Origin of the sequence: Aphanothece sacrum FPU1, from assembly GCF_003864295.1 — a bacterium.
Lineage (GTDB): Bacteria > Cyanobacteriota > Cyanobacteriia > Cyanobacteriales > Microcystaceae > Aphanothece_B > Aphanothece_B sacrum.
The window spans coordinates 553,236-568,676 of the sequence record NZ_BDQK01000001.1; the positions used below are offsets into that span (position 1 = coordinate 553,236).

Below are 15,441 nucleotides of genomic sequence, written 5' to 3' on the forward strand. Positions count from 1 at the left end.
AATCAATGAGAAGCCATTTTTACCCTATTATCTAAACTTATCATGACATTGCTGACGACTGGTAAAGGATTCATCCGGTCCCTAGAAAAATCAGGGGCATTAGGGATATATTCTCCCCTAGAAGGAGGTTCAGAAGGACGCTACCAAAGACGATTACGAACCAATGGTTATAATAGCCTGTCCATCACCGCTAGAGGACTAGGTGATGTGAGTGCTTATCTGATGGGCATTCATGGAGTTCGTCCGGCCCATCTAGGAAAGAAAAACATTGGACAAGAAGGGTCTGTTGGCCCGATTTATTTTATTCCTCCTATCGCTGCTTATCAGCTAGAAAACTTATCCCCTAAGTCTAAAGGCTTAGTTTTGTGGATTATTGAAGGGTTTATTCTCTCGAAAACTGAATTAGAATATTTGGCTAATTTACCGACCCAAGAACCTCGTCTTAAGGTGGTGGTAGAATTAGGGGGAGAACGGTATTTTCGTTGGCAACCACTACAAGAAGCCATGAAAGCGGCTTAAGTGATTTAAATAACGAGACGATAACTTCAACGGCGATCGCTATAGCAATCGCCATTTTAGTGCATATTTCCTTGTACAAACTTTTCTAGGTTAATGATAAACCGCGTCTAACCCACCTTACGAATTATAAGCTTTACTTATCACCACAGGTACGGGAAAGCCATGAAGTTTCGTATCTCCATGCCTAAACCGTAGCGCGTAACCTAACACTTGTCAAGCAATCCATAACTAAGAACTCAGGAATTAAGCCCAAGTTGTTTGACAATATTGCTGATAAACTAATTCATAAACTACTTGGGTTTGTTGTGCCAATTTCGCCCAACTAAAACGAATCTCTAAATCTTCATAAGCATTGTCTGTTAATTGTTTAGCATAATCAGGATTTTTCAGGACTTCTAAAATTCCCCAAGCTAAAGAATCAGGATTATTAGCATAAGTAACTATTCCTGTTTTATTATGTTGAACTACTTCAGGAAATCCCCCTGTATTAGAGACTACTACGGGAACTCTAGCGGCAAAACTTTCTAAAGCAACAATGCCAAAAGGTTCGTATAAACTAGGGAATACCGCACAATCAGCTACTGTTTGAAATTTATCTAAATCTTCGTCTGACATAAACCCAGTAAATAGACATTTATTAAAGATTCCTAATTGCCAAGCTTGAGTTTCTAAATGATGGGTATTGCCGCCCCCAATAATAACCAATTTAGCATAACCTTGCATTTCCCAAAATACTTTAGTAACAGCCTTTAGTAATACAGAAACTCCTTTTTCATGGGACATTCTCCCCACATAATAGATAATTTTTTCCTCATCTTTAGCAAAACGACGGCGAAAATTTTCATAATCAAAATTAGGATTTCGTTGTTTTTTTTCCGATCTAATACCATTATAAACTACATCCATTTTATCCCAAGGAGTATTAAACGCCCGTTGCAATTCATAACGCATATAATTAGTGCAAACAATGACCCGCCAAGCATTATAAATTAGAACTGCTTCTTTACTGGCAATATAGCCTTGAGTTTCTGTATGTATGCCATTATAACGTCCATATTCTGTAGCGTGGATCGTTGCAACTAAAGGTAGTTTAAAATGATGTTTGAGCGCGATCGCCGCATCTCCTACTAACCAATCATGAGCATGAATTAGGTCAAAAGAGCCTTCATTTTCAATGAGTTTACCTCCATGATAGCCCATGCTATTATTCATGTTAGCCACCCAGTGAAAAAAGTTGTCGGCACCAGTAACAGGAACTCGATGAATATGTACCCCATCGACTAACTCGTAAGCAGGAGCTTCGCCAAATTCTACGGTCATTAAATGGATTTCCTGTCCTAATTTGACCAATTCTGGATATAATTCTGCTACATGACGGGCAATCCCTCCAACAATTCTAGGAGGAAATTCCCAACTTAACACCAAAATTTTCATTAATCCCCTATCCTCAGCAAATCCATCTTTATACATCCATTACACTCGCTCTTAAACGCGATCGCATTATAACGGCGAGAGAACGTCAATTAGTTAATATTACTTTACCTCAAGATATTACCAATTGATAATTGATCTAGTTTCAAGGGAAAGGTAATTATCCATTATCCATTATTGAAATTTTTTGGGGGAAATTCCACTATAATTTGACTAACACCCCCCGTTCTTTTTGAATAGGTAATATATCTAGAATATCGGTTTGAGCGCAATATTTTAAATCCTCATCACAGTTTAACCGTAAAAGTCGCTGACCATGACTACAAAGATGAAACATTCCTAACAAATTATTTTGCCATTGAGTATATAAGGCCATGGCCGCAATAACTTCATCATTACCAATAGTAACACTTTCACCTAAAACTTTGGCGATTGCTCCCGCACAAACCGTATCTTCTAAGGAATAACCCCCTTCCCATCCTGAACCCACTAACCAAACGGTTTCGGGTTGGGTGTTCAGTAAATAATTAACGGCCGCTTGTCGGTTAATAAGTGCTGCAGTGATCACTGATGACGCTTTTTCGACTGTTTGTAGGGCCCTAGTTCCATTTGTTGTGGTGAGGAATAGTCGTTTATCCTGCATTAATTCTGAGGTACAATCGAGGGGAGAATTGCCCAGATCACAGCCTTCGACTTTGGCCCCTCCTCTTTCTCCGGCCCTGAGTCGTTTTTCCGGTAGCCAGCGATCGCTAACTGTCATCAATTCTTCTAAATTTCTAAACACTTGTACTGCTTCTGCTCCCGTATTTAAGGCAGTAGCAATAGTGGTAGTGGCCCGTAGGACATCAATGACAACCGCACAATCAGGTAAACTATCGGTTGGGGTTAATTCGGGGGTATGGTAGATGAAGAGCTTCACGTCTTTACTCAGTTATCATTGACAATTATAGGGACGCATTCTATCTTAAATGGTCTATGACACTCTGGGAAAGTTTTTTCTGGTAGGGGTCAACGGCCGTCATTGGTGTCAACTTAGGCCCAAAAAGCTGATTAGATAAAACCTGTAGTAGGATGGGTTAGCGCAGCGTAACTCATCACCAGCAGATGTTAATGAAGTGGCCAAGTCGCCAAGTTCCGGGGAGCGCGAGTGCATCGGAACTTGTTTTTGTAACAAGGATACCATATCTTCAATTTTATAACCAATTTTGAATTTCTTTCGCTAACCAGAGGGCCTCCTCTTTATTTAATTGATTTCCTAAATAATAAATCCTATTTCTCGTATTAATACTAACTTGATATTGCTCAAAAAACTCATGAATAAAAACGCCCACTATATTATGATAATTTTCTTTGCTTTTATTTGTTTCAATTGTTAATATTTTTTCGCCAATATTTAAAGTATTTTCAGTTAAAAATAAATGAGTTTTACTACTTAAAGTACTAATAATAATTATTAGACTTAATGCTAAAAATAAAAAACAACTAATTCCTCCCATTATTTCTAAAGAAGCGACAATAAAAGACGATGTTTTTAACATAATTCCAGTTAAGGTAAGCAGAAAAGGAACTAAAAGTAAAGCATAAATAATAATAAATAACACTAAATAATTATTATGGTTTAAATCTGAACTGAACCCAGTTTTATTTCTCAACCACTGTTTAATAAGTTTAAAGGGTGGAGAAGGAACAAATATTTCCATACCGGACTCAGACTTATTCCATTTAATTTTAGTTGATTGGGGCAAACTTAAAGCATCAGTAATAGACTCTTTTTCTGGGATAACCTTTAGTCTATATAATTCTTGTAATGCTTGTTTAGCTGTTTGATAACGATTTTCTAGGTTAATGTCTATTAATTGTTTGAGCCATTGTTTAAAATATCCTTTGATGTTAACTTGATCATCAAACCGAATTTGCCAATCTTGTGTCTGTAAATCTGAAGGAGAAATTCCAGTTACTAAATGAATTAAAGTTGCTCCTAACGCATATAAGTCAGAAGCAGGAACCGCTTTCCCTAAAAATTGTTCTAAGGGAGTATAACCACTGGTTCCCACTACAGTAACGGTAATATTACTTACAGAATTTTCTACTTTAACTGAGCCAAAATCAATTAAATAAATTTGTCCGTCTTCTCCTAAAATTAAATTACTTGGTTTAATATCTCGATGTAAAACAGGAGGATTAAGTCCATGTAAATAAATTAAAATAGAAAGAATTTCATTGGCAATATATTGTATTTTTTGTTCAGATAAGCTTTCTTTTTTGTCTAAAATATCTTGTAAAGAAACTCCCGGTATATAGTCTTCTACTAAGGCAAACCAAGCAATACCATCTCCCTTTTGTTCATCAATTTCAAAATAATTCTGATAACGAGGAATACGAGGATGATTGAGAGATTGTAACACTTGGGCTTCTCGTTCAAAAAGTTTAAATTGCTCCCATTGTAATTGAGGACTAAAAGCTAATAATTTAACGGTGACTTTGTGATAATATTTAGAGCTAAAAATGTTAGGAATATTCTGTAATAACCATAACCAATTTTTCCTGTCATTATAAGACGGTTGAATAGGTGATTGTAAATCATAAGCTAACCAAGTTTGATGACCGATAGCGGTATTTCCTAACGGTTGTTGTAGTTGGTAACGCTTTAATAAAAGATCTCCGACATTAAACATAATTTTTTATGGGATTAAATATTAAGTACCGAAGCAAAATTAATTGCACAGTCGGGGCGGGTTTTGATAGAGTCGTAATGGTTGAGTAACAACGGTAAGCTGTTGTGCATTTAAACTGCTTATTGGTTAAATGCAAGAAAAAAGCTACAATCCTCTTCCATGAAAGCCTTTTGCTTTTTGCCTTTTGCCTTGCTAAAACGCATTGTAAATGCGTTTTAGCTTAGTAGGGGCGGGTTTATTTAACTTTTTTGTGAGAATCATTAATTTATGTGAAAAACCCGCCCCTACACAGAAAAATTAGGAGAAAGTGGGATCTTCCTGAAATATAAGTTAAATTAGAACGGGAACATTGTTTGAGGTTAATGAAAAATTAACTTCCCAGAAACTGAACGTATTTTGTTAATTCTATAAAGATATGTTAAGCCGTTTACAAAATCTAGTCAATGGTTTATTGGTTGGGGGATCTCAAGGAGTCGGGTTAGAAGTCACACCCGAACGAATTAATTTAGCCCAACTGACCAAAAAAGGCCAAAACTATAAATTATCCAAATTCTGCACCGCAGAAGTCCCTGAAGGCATTTTTGTCGAAGGAAAAATTGTGGACTCTCCAGGACTGGCCGAACTAATTCAGGAGATTTTTACAGATCATAAAATTAAGACGAAACGGATAGCAACTGCGGTTCCCATGCGAGAAGCTATTATCCGAGTCATTCCCATTCCGGCCGAGTTAGACGACCAAGAATTGCGAGAAATGGTGTTAAATCATGAAGCCGCGTTATATTTACCTTATCCGCGAGAAGAGGTAGATCTCGACTATCAGAAATTAGGGACATTTGAAGACGATGATGGTATAGAAAAAGTCCAAGTTTTGTTAGTAGCGACTCGACGGGAAGTGACAGACTCTTATATGGATGCTTTTGGACAAGCGGGGTTACAGGTAGATGTGTTAGAAATTAACAGTTTTGCCTTAATTCGTACCATTAGAGAGCAATTACGTCAATTTGGTTCTAAAGAGGCCGCGGTATTAGTCGATATCGAATTTGATAATACGGAAATTGCCATCGTGGTCGATGGAGTGCCACAATTTTCTCGAACTGTTCCTATTGGAACATATCAGATGCAAAATGCCTTATCTCGGGCCATGAATTTACCTCCATCACGGAACCCCGAAATTCTCCAAGGAATGACCATTCCAGTAACTCAATATGATAGTTTAAGTACCAAAGGAACGGCCGTTAACCCAGGAATGACAGCTTTAATGAGAGTTCTAGGCGAACTCACCGATGAGTTACGACGGTCAATCAATTTTTACTTAAACCAAAGTGAAGATTTAGAAGTGGTACAATTATTATTAGCAGGGCCAGGAGGAGGTTTAGTACAATTAGATGAATACTTTACCAATCGGTTAAGTTTACCCACCATGCAAGTTGATCCAGTTGCCTCCCTATCTTTAGAATTAGACAAAGAAATTCCCGCAGTGCAGAGGCCGGCCATGGGAACGGTACTGGGATTAGGATTAAGAGAGGTTTAATAGGATGTATAGCTTAGATATTAATTTTCTTAAAGATCGGCATTTAGATACCAGTAAAACACCTAAGGTAAGTAAAGCGGCCGGTTCTTCTTTAAAGCAACAACTCCCCATATTAATTGGGGGGGCCGTCATGATAATTTTACCAGCATTAACGGCTAGTTCTTTATTGGTATTGAATCAATTATCAAACCAAACTCAAGAAAATATTAAAACATTAGAGAATGAATTAGCACAGCTTAATGCTCAAAATAAGTCCATTGAAGAGATAGAAGCGAAGGTTAAACAGAATAACGAAGAAATACAAGGATTAGTGGGAGTATTTGATCAGATTAAACCTTGGTCAGCGATTTTTCAAGAGATTAATCAACAAATTCCCCCGCAAGTTCAAGTAGGTTCTATTGCTCAAGATGGCTTAATTTTAACTATTGCGGGTTATGCCCTTAATTATGATGATGTCAACGACTTTTTGTTAAAGTTACAAAGTTCTCCCTTGTTTATAGCTGACCAAACTAAGATTGTTGATGCAGTTTTGGCCGATTTTCCTATAGAGGTGACAGGTAAACCCGAAAATGTGGAAATAGAAACCCCCAAAGCTGTTAAGTATACAATTGTTACCCAAATTACCGACAAACCCTCTAAAGAATTGCAAGATAAATTTAATGAAAATGGGGCCAAAGGGTTAATAAATAGACTGAACACTCTAGAACAAAAAGGAGCGATTAAACCATGACATTTTCTGAGGAATTGACTTCACAAGAAGAACAGGATTTTGAAGGCGAGGGTGGCGGTTATCCCACAGCCTTTGGTATTACTTTTACTCCACAAATAACAGCGATCGCTTTAGCTTTATTAGGGTTAGCGGGTTCTATCTATGTTTTTACCTCTTTTGTTCAACCTGCGTTAGAGAGTTATAACACACTCAAAACTGATGAAGCAGAGAAACAAAGTCAGGTAGATCAGCGAAAATCCGGAAAACTCGAGCAAAAAATGGTGGATGCAGAAACTAAACTTAGAGATTCGGAAGCTTTAAGAAGTCAGGTTTTAGCATTATTTTCTAATGAAAGCACCTTGGCAACTTTGTTATTAGATATTGACAGATTTGTGAAAGGTAACAATGGACAATTAAACAGCTTTAAACCGGATGGTACTATTACAATAGTCAGTGATGGTTCTCTTGGCCCGTCGGTTAATAATCGCTTAAAACGGCAAAGATTTCAGCTAGAAATAGAGGCAAATTTTCCGGAAACTCAAGCTATTTTAACAGATTTAGAGAGACTACAACCTCTCTTATTAGTTCAAAGTTTAAAAACTCAATTAGTGGAGGAAAAATTTAAAATAAAACTTCTCAATGTTAAACAAACCGGAGAAGAAATTCAAGCGCAAGGACAAGCAGTTCCCCAAGGAAAAGATACGGTAAAAACAACCTTTGCTTTAGATGCTATTCTTCCCTTAAGTCCCGAAGAATTAGTTAAATTAACTGCGCCCTCGCCATCCGCTTCTCCAGGAGAAACTCCTCCCGCAGAAGCACCCAAAAAGTAGTTTTAGGGCTTAAACTAGGGAAATTAAAGAGTGTCTCTAGCTCAACAATTGATAATTTGTGTAACGGTGTGTGTTTAGGAGTGAATTGTGAATAATTATTACTATCCGCTTATAATCAGTGGAGCGATGTTAACGCTTCTGAGTAGTCAACCTTCCATGGCCCTTAATAATTCTGGCTCAGAAGAAACGACTCAAAAAATCAAGTCTGAAACAGAATTATCCTTAGAGGAAATTCCTGGGATAAGTCCCAGAACAACTGACTCAGAAATTACGACAAACGGCTTTAAAATAACAGAAAATCCGTCTCTCTACGCTCAAATACCCGCCTACCCCCCAGGATATTCGGCCCCTCCCCCAACCTATCAGCCTCAAGGTAGTCCAGTTACTCCCGGGCCGCGGCCAGAAATATTAGTGCCTAACCCAGAAGTCATTATCAAGTCTAACGGCACATCCATTCCCGAAAGCTTGCAACCTACTATGCCTGTGGCTCCCACCTTGCCCAGAGCGATCGCCCCTCCGGTGGGGGATATGGCTATTTCTAATATCAATGCAGGAGCCGATAGCATTGATTTAGGCAGTTCTGCCATTGTTCCCCGTCTAGTGTTGCGTCAGGCTCCTGCAAGGGAAGTTTTAGCCGTTTTAGCTCGTTATGCGGGTATGAACCTAGTCTTTACTGATGAAGCCCCTCAAGCAGCACCAGGAGGGGCCCCAGGAGGGGCAGGAACGGGAGAAGCGACCGTTTCCCTGGATTTAGAAAATGAACCTGTTGAGCAAGTTTTTAACTCTGTATTAATGATTTCTGGGTTAAAGGCTAATCGTCGGGGACGTACTATTTTTGTTGGTTCTCAACTACCCCAAGCGGCTCGTAATTTAGTCAGTCGTACTATTCGCCTCAACCAAGTTAAATCTTCTAACGCTGGCGTATTTTTAGCTACTCAAGGGGCAGAATTTCAACGATTAATTACTAAAACCGAAGATATTATTGATCCTCTAACTCAACGGGTAATCGGAAAACGGGAACTTCCTGGTCAACTCGAAGCTCTTCAACCGAAACAAGCAGAAGGTTCAACGGCCCCTATGCTTCTGGGTGGTTTAACGGTTTCTTCTGATGACCGTCTCAATACGATTACCTTAGTAGGAGAACCTCGTAATGTCCAGGTGGCGACCTCTCTTTTAACTCAAATGGATGCTCGTCGTCGTCAGGTAGCGGTTAACGTTAAGGTGGTAGATGTCACGTTAACGAACGATCAGTCTTTTAGCAGTAGCTTTTCCTTTGGGTCTGGGGATGCTTTTATTGTTCAAGATAATGGAGCCGCCGTTTTGCGGTTTGGGGGAACAAGTCCTGTCAACGGAGCCGAAATTAATGGGGCCCCTGGACGAGTGAGTAATCCTCCGGCTATTATAAACCCCTTTGGCCCGCTAGGAGACAGCCCAGCCAATACTTTCATTGATTTTAATAACACTATCACCGCTCCAGGACTGGGAGAGTTCATATTCCAGCGTGCTGCTGGAATTTCACAAAATCCACGTCTTACCGGAATTACAGATTTTATCCCAGGGGGTACAGCTACAGCCGCTTTACCTAGTTATTTCCAATATCCTAAGAAGTTCCTCTCCCAAATTGAAACCAACATTCAAAGTGGTAATGCTAAAGTTCTGACTGACCCGACGTTAGTGGTACAAGAAGGACAGGAAGCGACGGTTAAATTAACCCAGAAAGTGGTTGAAAACGTTAATACTCAAGTTGATCCTCTCAGTGGGGTCAGAACTACTACCCCTGTCCTACAAGATGCGGGTCTAACTCTAAGCATTAACATTGATAAGATTGACGATAACGGATTTATTAATCTATCCGTTAGTCCCACTATTGCTGCACCAGGGTCTCAAGTACAATTTGACAGTGGTCAGGGGGCCATTAACACTCTGACTCTCTTAATGCGCCGAGAGTTGACCTCTGGTTTAATTCGTTTACGGGATGGTCAAACCCTTATTTTATCAGGGATTATTAGTGAACTTGATCGCAGCACTAGCAGCAAAGTTCCCCTCTTGGGAGATATTCCCGTATTAGGGGCTTTATTCAGAAGTCAAACTGATACTACCGAACGAACTGAGGTTATTGTTTTGCTTACGCCCCAAATTCTTCATGATAATGGTCAATGGGGTTATAATTATCAACCCGGACGCGGAACGGCTGAAGTCTTGCGAAATCAAGGTTTCCCCGTTCAGGTTGTTCCCTAGTCCTCCTGTAGGTTGGGTTGAACGATAGTGAAACCCAACAAAACCTTTGTTCTGCTCTTCAATAAATTAAGGTTATTTTCCCGAAACTTTTGGTTAATATTAGGTTAAGTTTAATTAACCACGATTCAATAAAAGTGACCCTAAAATTAATACTCCAAATCCCAAACGATACCAAACAAAAACCCAAGTATCCTGTTTTTGTAAATAACTAATTAACCAAGCGATCGCTAAATAAGAAAAAACTGCCGCAGAAATCACCCCAATAATTAAAGACAAAATAATATCACCGGAAAATTGCATATCTAAAACTTCTTTACATTCTACTAATCCCGCTAAAGTAATCGCCGGAATACCTAATAAAAAAGAAAACCTAGCCGCAGTTGCTCGTTCTAAATTCATAAATAAACCAGCCGTTAAGGTCGAACCTGAACGAGATACACCTGGAATTAAAGCTAAAGCTTGAGCCATTCCCATTAATAATCCATCTTGCCACCGTAATTGTTTAAAATCTCGTTGATGATTACCTATCTTTTCTGATAATGCTAATAATAAAGCCATGACAATAGAAGCGATCGCGATCGCGCCTAAACTCCTTAAAGGAGAATTATCTAAATCAGTAACAAACACTTTCAACAACAACCCAAAAAAGAGAATAGGTAAAGTCCCTAACCCAATACCGACAGCCAAACTAAACTCATGGGAATTATAATCAGAGACAAGAATTGCCCGGACTATTCCGCGAGTAATGTCAGTTAAATCTGACCAAAAAAACCACAAAACAGCCGCAATACTACCTAATTGAATCACCGCAGTAAAAGCAACACCCGGATCACCCCAACCTAAAGCAACGGGAATCACTTTTAAATGGGCAGTACTACTAATTGGTAAAAATTCCGTTAATCCTTGTACAATTCCTAAAACAACGGCTTGAAACCAATTAAATTGAGCAATAGGAGCCTTGGAAACAGCATCAGCAGAGGCGGATAAGACAACAGAATTTAGAGTCAAAGTTAAAGCACTACTGAAAATCAATAATCCTAAGTTTCGGAGTTTGGATGGGAGCATAAGGTTGCAATAATGGGAATAGCAAGTCTGGGAAATTTTATCTTAAAAAAGGAATTTACATATAAGAAGTATAAGCCTTCCAGGTACAATAAGATTAGACTTAACCGCAGTCGTTTTTGACTCTAACCAGTGGCAAAACACAGAACGCACCGAGTCTGTGGTTATTTGATATTCCCTAAGAATTTAAGACGAGAGGCCAAAGTATTCATGACATTTCAGAAAAGAGCTAGTGGGATTTTACTACACCCAACCTCCTTACCCAGTCGTTTCGGTATCGGTGACTTAGGAGAGGGGGCCTATCGTTTCATTGATTTTTTGGTCGAAAGTGGTCAAAATCTCTGGCAAATCTTGCCTTTAGGGCCAACAGGTTACGGAAATTCTCCTTATCTTTGTTATTCTGCTCTGGCTGGAAATCCTGTACTGATTAGTCCTGATATCTTATATGGAGATGGATTAGTTACAGAGGAAGATTTAAACGATTTTCCCGAATTTCCCACTGATTATGTGGATTTTGATTTAGTCATCAAAACTAAGTTGCCTCTGTTCAAAAAAGCTTGTGAAACCTTTAAAAATAGTGGCTCAGAGCAACTTTGGCAACAATTTCATGAATTTTGCTCTGTTTATAGTTATTGGTTAGATGACTATGCTTTATTCATGTCTCTCCATGAACACTATCGAGATCAAGGATGGCATCAATGGGAACCCGATATTGCTCGACGTAAACCTGAAGCTATTCAAGCTTGGACGGAAAAACTCGGTGAACCCATTTTCTATCAGAAATTCTTACAGTTTGAGTTCTTCCGTCAATGGCAAGACGTAAAAACCTATGCTAATGAGCGCAATGTACAAATTTTTGGGGATATTCCTATCTATGTTGCCTATGATAGCGTAGATGTTTGGGCCCATTCGGATATCTTTTGTTTAGATGAGGAAACTTTTGAAATTGAATCAATGGCAGGGGTTCCCCCAGATTATTTCAGTGCGACTGGGCAATTATGGGGTAATCCAGTCTACAATTGGGAACAAGTTGAGAAAAATGACTTTAAGTGGTGGATTCAACGGTTTAAAGCCATCCTCGAATATGTAGATGTAGTCAGGATTGACCATTTTCGCGGGTTTGAATCTTATTGGGCAGTACCCAAAGGAGAAACCACAGCTATGAATGGTGAATGGGTAGAAGCACCTGGAGCTAAGTTTTTCGCCCGTCTTCAGGAAGAATTAGGGGATTTACCCATCGTAGCCGAAGATTTAGGCGTGATTACTACTGAAGTGGAAGCCTTACGAGACGGCTTTAATTTTCCTGGCATGAAAATCCTTCAATTTGCCTTTGATTCGGATCGGGCTAATCCTTTCTTACCTTACAATTATGTTGACCGTAATTGTGTGGTTTATACAGGAACTCACGACAATAATACAACGGTGGGATGGTTTAGTGAAAGAACCTTTGAAGAACAAACTAGAGTAGGCAATTATTTGGGTTGTATTTGTTCTGAAGGTATTCACTGGAGTTTAATTCGTTTAGCGATGGGTTCAGTCGCAAATCAAGCGGTATTTCCTTTACAAGATATTCTAGGATTAGGCAGTGCCGCGCGGATGAATACCCCTAGTTTTGCGGATGGAAATTGGGGATGGCGGTATCGTTTTGAGATGTTAACCCCTGATTTAAGTAATCATCTTAAAATGTTAACCCAGTTGTACGGGCGCATTGTTTATGAGTAAGTAGGTGGTCTTCAACAATGGATAATTCATCTGTGACTTTAAGTATTACCACCATCCTCATTTTGTGCCAAAGCTCGATCTCAAACTTAAGTTTGGGTTTTAAAAACTAACTATAAGTTTTATATTTCTCAGCCTAGCTTTGAAAACCGAAAAAAAGCTTGTAGGGGCGGGTTTTGTCGAGGCGGGTTTTTATTTCTGATTCTCATAAACCCGCCCTGCCTTGTCACCCAAATATAGCATTGCTATATTATCATTCAAGCAAAACCCGCCCTGCCTTGTAATTGATCGTGTTTAAGCACTTATTTGAGAGTAGCGTAACCCATAGTGGCATTAGCCATACGACACCAGATAACCACTGATTTGAATTTTGATAGGTCGATAGCACTGGGAATGGGGTAACGTTGCGCCCCCTTTACCTTGTGTAACTTTCCTAAGTTTACATAACCATTCATATTAGAGTAAGATTTGGGAGGGTTTGCATTAGGATCTAATAGCACGTGAAGATCAGGGGCTTGATCATTAGTAGAGAAGGCTGAGTCTATCTCTAAATAGTTCTGTCCCCCTTCTTTAACGATCTTAGCGGTTCCTGTTGTGGGAGCTTCAGCTTTAACGAACGTTCCCATTCTTATACCAGAACGACTTTGAGCAATTAAGGTAGACGGGTTAGACTGAACTACTTCAGCAGCATTGACAGGGGTTAAAGTTTGTAATAAATTGCTGCTGAGAATGACGGTTGAAACGAAACTAGCAGTTAGAAGAAGTCGAGTGTTTTGTAACAGTGTCATTGATTTTAAATCCCACGTTTAAACTTTCAATTTCTAGTATCTTTTTCTTGGCTGAGAATTGAAGCATGAAATTCTGAAAAAAGTCTCAGGTTAGTCTAATAAAACTGAGAATCTTCAGAATAACTCAGTAGTTCTAGTCTGCCCATACTTGATTATGATAGTCTTACCACTTATATAAATTTGGGGGTTAAGATCATGAGTGTACAAACCAGCCCTGAAACAGTTTCCCAAAAACCATTAATTCAGGAAGAATGGGAACCTCCGATGCCTCCAACTGATCTCATTTTTGATGATGGAGAACCCTTGGAAAGTAACCGCCACCGTATCGGGATGAACGTCTTAATCCGCTCCTTACAACAAGGATACGCTCAACGAGACGACTTTTTTACTAGCGGCAATATGTTCATCTATTTTAGTAGTCAACAGGCTAGAAATCGAGATTTTCGCGGGCCAGATTTTTTTGCTGTTTTGGGAGTTGAAAGCACTAAAGAACGTCAAGGATGGGTGGTTTGGGAAGAAGAAGGTCGTTATCCTGATGTTATTGTGGAATTAATGTCTCCCAGTACCGCTAATGAAGATAAAGGACGCAAAAAAGACATTTATGAAAAGACGTTTCGTACTCCTGATTATTTTGTCTATGATCCCTTTAAACAGGAGTCTTTACAAGGCTGGCATTTAGGGACTAACCAACAATATCACTCCCTAGCACCTGATGCACGGGGTTGGTTATGGTGTGCTACTTTGGGTTATTGGTTAGGCACTTGGGAAGGGACTATTGACCGAGAAACGGCTGTCTGGTTACGATTTTATGATGCTCAAGGGCATTTAGTCCTTCTTCCTGAAGAAGCAGCCCAACAACAGGCAGAAATCGCCCAACAACAGGCAGAAATCGCCCAACAACAGGCAGAAATGGCTCAACAACAGGCAGAAATGGCTCAACAACAGGCAGAAACTGCCCAACTCGAACTCGCTACCACTCAATACGCTTTAGCTACCGAACGTCAACGAGCCGAAGCATTGGCTACTCGTTTACGGGAACTTGGTCTTGATCCTGATGTCTAAAATTTTAGCATATCTTAATCTTTAAATAAATGAATCCTCAAAAAATCCTTATTGCCCTAATCACTTTGATTTTATGGCATACTTTTTCTGTAAATGTTTTGGCAGAGACAATATTAGAAAAAATTGAACGTACTGGAGAAATAAATGTTGGCGCGAGAAAGGATGCCATTCCCTTTGGTTATGTGGATGAAAAAAAAGTTTGGACAGGTTATTCCATTGATTTAATTAATTTAATTCATCAAAAACTAGAACAAAGATTCAAGAAGAAGATTAAACTTACTTTAAAAGAAGCGACTCTTGATAATCGCTTTCAACTCGTTCAAAAAGAAACCGTTGATTTAGTCTGTGAGGCAACGACTATAACTCAACAAAGACTAGAAAAGGTAGATTTTTCTGTTCCTTTTTTTAGAACAGGCTCGCAATTTTTAGTAAAAAGAAAAGATGCTTATACTTTTGATTATAATGGAACATTAGCTAAAATTCCTATTGCTTTTATTCCAGGTACAACCACTCAAGAAATTATACCACAAATTTATCCTTTTGCGAATTGGACAATTGTTAAAAGTCGTCAAGAAGGAATTGAAAAGCTGAAAAAAGGAGAAGTTCAAGCAGTGGTTAGTGATGGAATTTTATTAGTGGGAGAAATTGTCAGACAAGGGAATAATCCCAAAGACTTTGCTTTAACCCCTAGTCAACCTATCACCACTGAATTATATGGCTGTATGTTACCGAAAAATAATCCTACTTGGAAAGAATTAATTGATACAGTCATTGTGAGTTCAGAAAACCGTAAATTACAACAAAAATGGTTTAATCTTAAGACCAGTAATTTTCCTTATATCATTCCCAATGAATTATAATGAATTATACTTTACTA

The 15,441-nt window shown here is 38.9% G+C and carries 13 protein-coding genes; 8 read left to right on the forward strand and 5 right to left on the reverse strand.

Going from position 1 to position 15,441, the window contains the following annotated elements:
• Window positions 1-42: 42 nt before the first annotated feature.
• Window positions 43-519: an NAD(P)H-quinone oxidoreductase subunit N gene (locus AsFPU1_RS02550; RefSeq protein ID WP_124974648.1), complete on the forward strand. Its 477-nt coding sequence runs from the start codon at window positions 43-45 to the stop codon at window positions 517-519.
• A gap of 243 nt (window positions 520-762) precedes the next feature.
• Here AsFPU1_RS02550 and AsFPU1_RS02555 read toward each other — a convergent pair whose 3' ends face one another.
• From AsFPU1_RS02555 to AsFPU1_RS02565, 3 genes are all read right to left on the reverse strand, one after another.
• Window positions 763-1,953 (reverse strand): glycosyltransferase family 4 protein, encoded by a 1,191-nt coding sequence (locus tag AsFPU1_RS02555; protein WP_124974690.1) that lies wholly within the window; start codon window positions 1,951-1,953, stop codon window positions 763-765.
• Window positions 1,954-2,152: 199 nt separating this feature from the next.
• A complete protein-coding gene (locus AsFPU1_RS02560) occupies window positions 2,153-2,869 on the reverse strand; it encodes a 2-phosphosulfolactate phosphatase family protein (RefSeq protein WP_124974649.1) in 717 nt (238 codons plus the stop codon).
• 274 nt (window positions 2,870-3,143) lie between these two features.
• A complete protein-coding gene (locus AsFPU1_RS02565) occupies window positions 3,144-4,625 on the reverse strand; it encodes a serine/threonine protein kinase (RefSeq protein WP_124974651.1) in 1,482 nt (493 codons plus the stop codon).
• A gap of 415 nt (window positions 4,626-5,040) precedes the next feature.
• Between AsFPU1_RS02565 and pilM the strand changes: the two genes are divergently transcribed.
• From pilM to AsFPU1_RS02585, 4 genes are all read left to right on the forward strand, one after another.
• Complete coding sequence (gene pilM / locus AsFPU1_RS02570) at window positions 5,041-6,156, forward strand: type IV pilus assembly protein PilM (RefSeq protein WP_124974653.1); 1,116 nt, start codon at window positions 5,041-5,043, stop codon at window positions 6,154-6,156.
• A 4-nt stretch (window positions 6,157-6,160) separates the two neighbouring features.
• Window positions 6,161-6,886 carry a PilN domain-containing protein gene (locus tag AsFPU1_RS02575; RefSeq protein WP_124974655.1) on the forward strand — a complete coding sequence of 242 codons (726 nt, stop codon included), beginning with the start codon at window positions 6,161-6,163 and terminating at the stop codon, window positions 6,884-6,886.
• On the forward strand, window positions 6,883-7,695 hold the full coding sequence (locus AsFPU1_RS02580; RefSeq protein WP_124974657.1) for a pilus assembly protein: 813 nt from the start codon (window positions 6,883-6,885) through the stop codon (window positions 7,693-7,695). Before AsFPU1_RS02575 ends, AsFPU1_RS02580 begins: the two co-directional genes overlap by 4 nt.
• 126 nt (window positions 7,696-7,821) lie before the next feature.
• A complete protein-coding gene (locus AsFPU1_RS02585) occupies window positions 7,822-9,933 on the forward strand; it encodes a secretin GspD/PilQ domain-containing protein (protein WP_438357513.1) in 2,112 nt (703 codons plus the stop codon).
• 114 nt (window positions 9,934-10,047) lie between these two features.
• Here the strand turns inward: AsFPU1_RS02585 and AsFPU1_RS02590 are convergent, their stop codons facing one another.
• On the reverse strand, window positions 10,048-10,998 hold the full coding sequence (locus AsFPU1_RS02590) for an undecaprenyl-diphosphate phosphatase (RefSeq protein ID WP_124974661.1): 951 nt from the start codon (window positions 10,996-10,998) through the stop codon (window positions 10,048-10,050).
• A 207-nt stretch (window positions 10,999-11,205) separates the two neighbouring features.
• Here AsFPU1_RS02590 and malQ point away from each other — a divergent pair, with 207 nt between their 5' ends.
• Window positions 11,206-12,717 carry a 4-alpha-glucanotransferase gene (gene malQ, locus AsFPU1_RS02595; protein WP_438357512.1) on the forward strand — a complete coding sequence of 504 codons (1,512 nt, stop codon included), beginning with the start codon at window positions 11,206-11,208 and terminating at the stop codon, window positions 12,715-12,717.
• A 299-nt stretch (window positions 12,718-13,016) separates the two neighbouring features.
• Here malQ and AsFPU1_RS02600 read toward each other — a convergent pair whose 3' ends face one another.
• Window positions 13,017-13,502, reverse strand: coding sequence for a DM13 domain-containing protein (locus tag AsFPU1_RS02600; RefSeq protein ID WP_124974663.1), 486 nt, complete (start codon window positions 13,500-13,502; stop codon window positions 13,017-13,019).
• A gap of 195 nt (window positions 13,503-13,697) precedes the next feature.
• Here AsFPU1_RS02600 and AsFPU1_RS02605 point away from each other — a divergent pair, with 195 nt between their 5' ends.
• Window positions 13,698-14,564, forward strand: a complete 867-nt coding sequence (locus AsFPU1_RS02605) for a Uma2 family endonuclease (protein WP_124974665.1) — start codon at window positions 13,698-13,700, stop codon at window positions 14,562-14,564.
• 29 nt (window positions 14,565-14,593) lie between these two features.
• On the forward strand, window positions 14,594-15,424 hold the full coding sequence (locus AsFPU1_RS02610; RefSeq protein WP_124974667.1) for an amino acid ABC transporter substrate-binding protein: 831 nt from the start codon (window positions 14,594-14,596) through the stop codon (window positions 15,422-15,424).
• Window positions 15,425-15,441 lie beyond the last annotated feature (17 nt).

Coding starts and splice junctions, on each gene's coding strand:
- AsFPU1_RS02550 (WP_124974648.1), top strand. CDS start 43: ATGACATTGCTGACGACTGGTAAAGGATTCATCCGGTCCCTAGAAAAA.
- AsFPU1_RS02555 (WP_124974690.1), bottom strand. CDS start 1,953: ATGAAAATTTTGGTGTTAAGTTGGGAATTTCCTCCTAGAATTGTTGGA.
- AsFPU1_RS02565 (WP_124974651.1), bottom strand. CDS start 4,625: ATGTTTAATGTCGGAGATCTTTTATTAAAGCGTTACCAACTACAACAA.
- pilM (WP_124974653.1), top strand. CDS start 5,041: ATGTTAAGCCGTTTACAAAATCTAGTCAATGGTTTATTGGTTGGGGGA.
- AsFPU1_RS02575 (WP_124974655.1), top strand. CDS start 6,161: ATGTATAGCTTAGATATTAATTTTCTTAAAGATCGGCATTTAGATACC.
- AsFPU1_RS02580 (WP_124974657.1), top strand. CDS start 6,883: ATGACATTTTCTGAGGAATTGACTTCACAAGAAGAACAGGATTTTGAA.
- AsFPU1_RS02585 (WP_438357513.1), top strand. CDS start 7,822: ATGTTAACGCTTCTGAGTAGTCAACCTTCCATGGCCCTTAATAATTCT.
- AsFPU1_RS02590 (WP_124974661.1), bottom strand. CDS start 10,998: ATGCTCCCATCCAAACTCCGAAACTTAGGATTATTGATTTTCAGTAGT.
- malQ (WP_438357512.1), top strand. CDS start 11,206: ATGACATTTCAGAAAAGAGCTAGTGGGATTTTACTACACCCAACCTCC.
- AsFPU1_RS02600 (WP_124974663.1), bottom strand. CDS start 13,502: ATGACACTGTTACAAAACACTCGACTTCTTCTAACTGCTAGTTTCGTT.
- AsFPU1_RS02605 (WP_124974665.1), top strand. CDS start 13,698: ATGAGTGTACAAACCAGCCCTGAAACAGTTTCCCAAAAACCATTAATT.
- AsFPU1_RS02610 (WP_124974667.1), top strand. CDS start 14,594: ATGAATCCTCAAAAAATCCTTATTGCCCTAATCACTTTGATTTTATGG.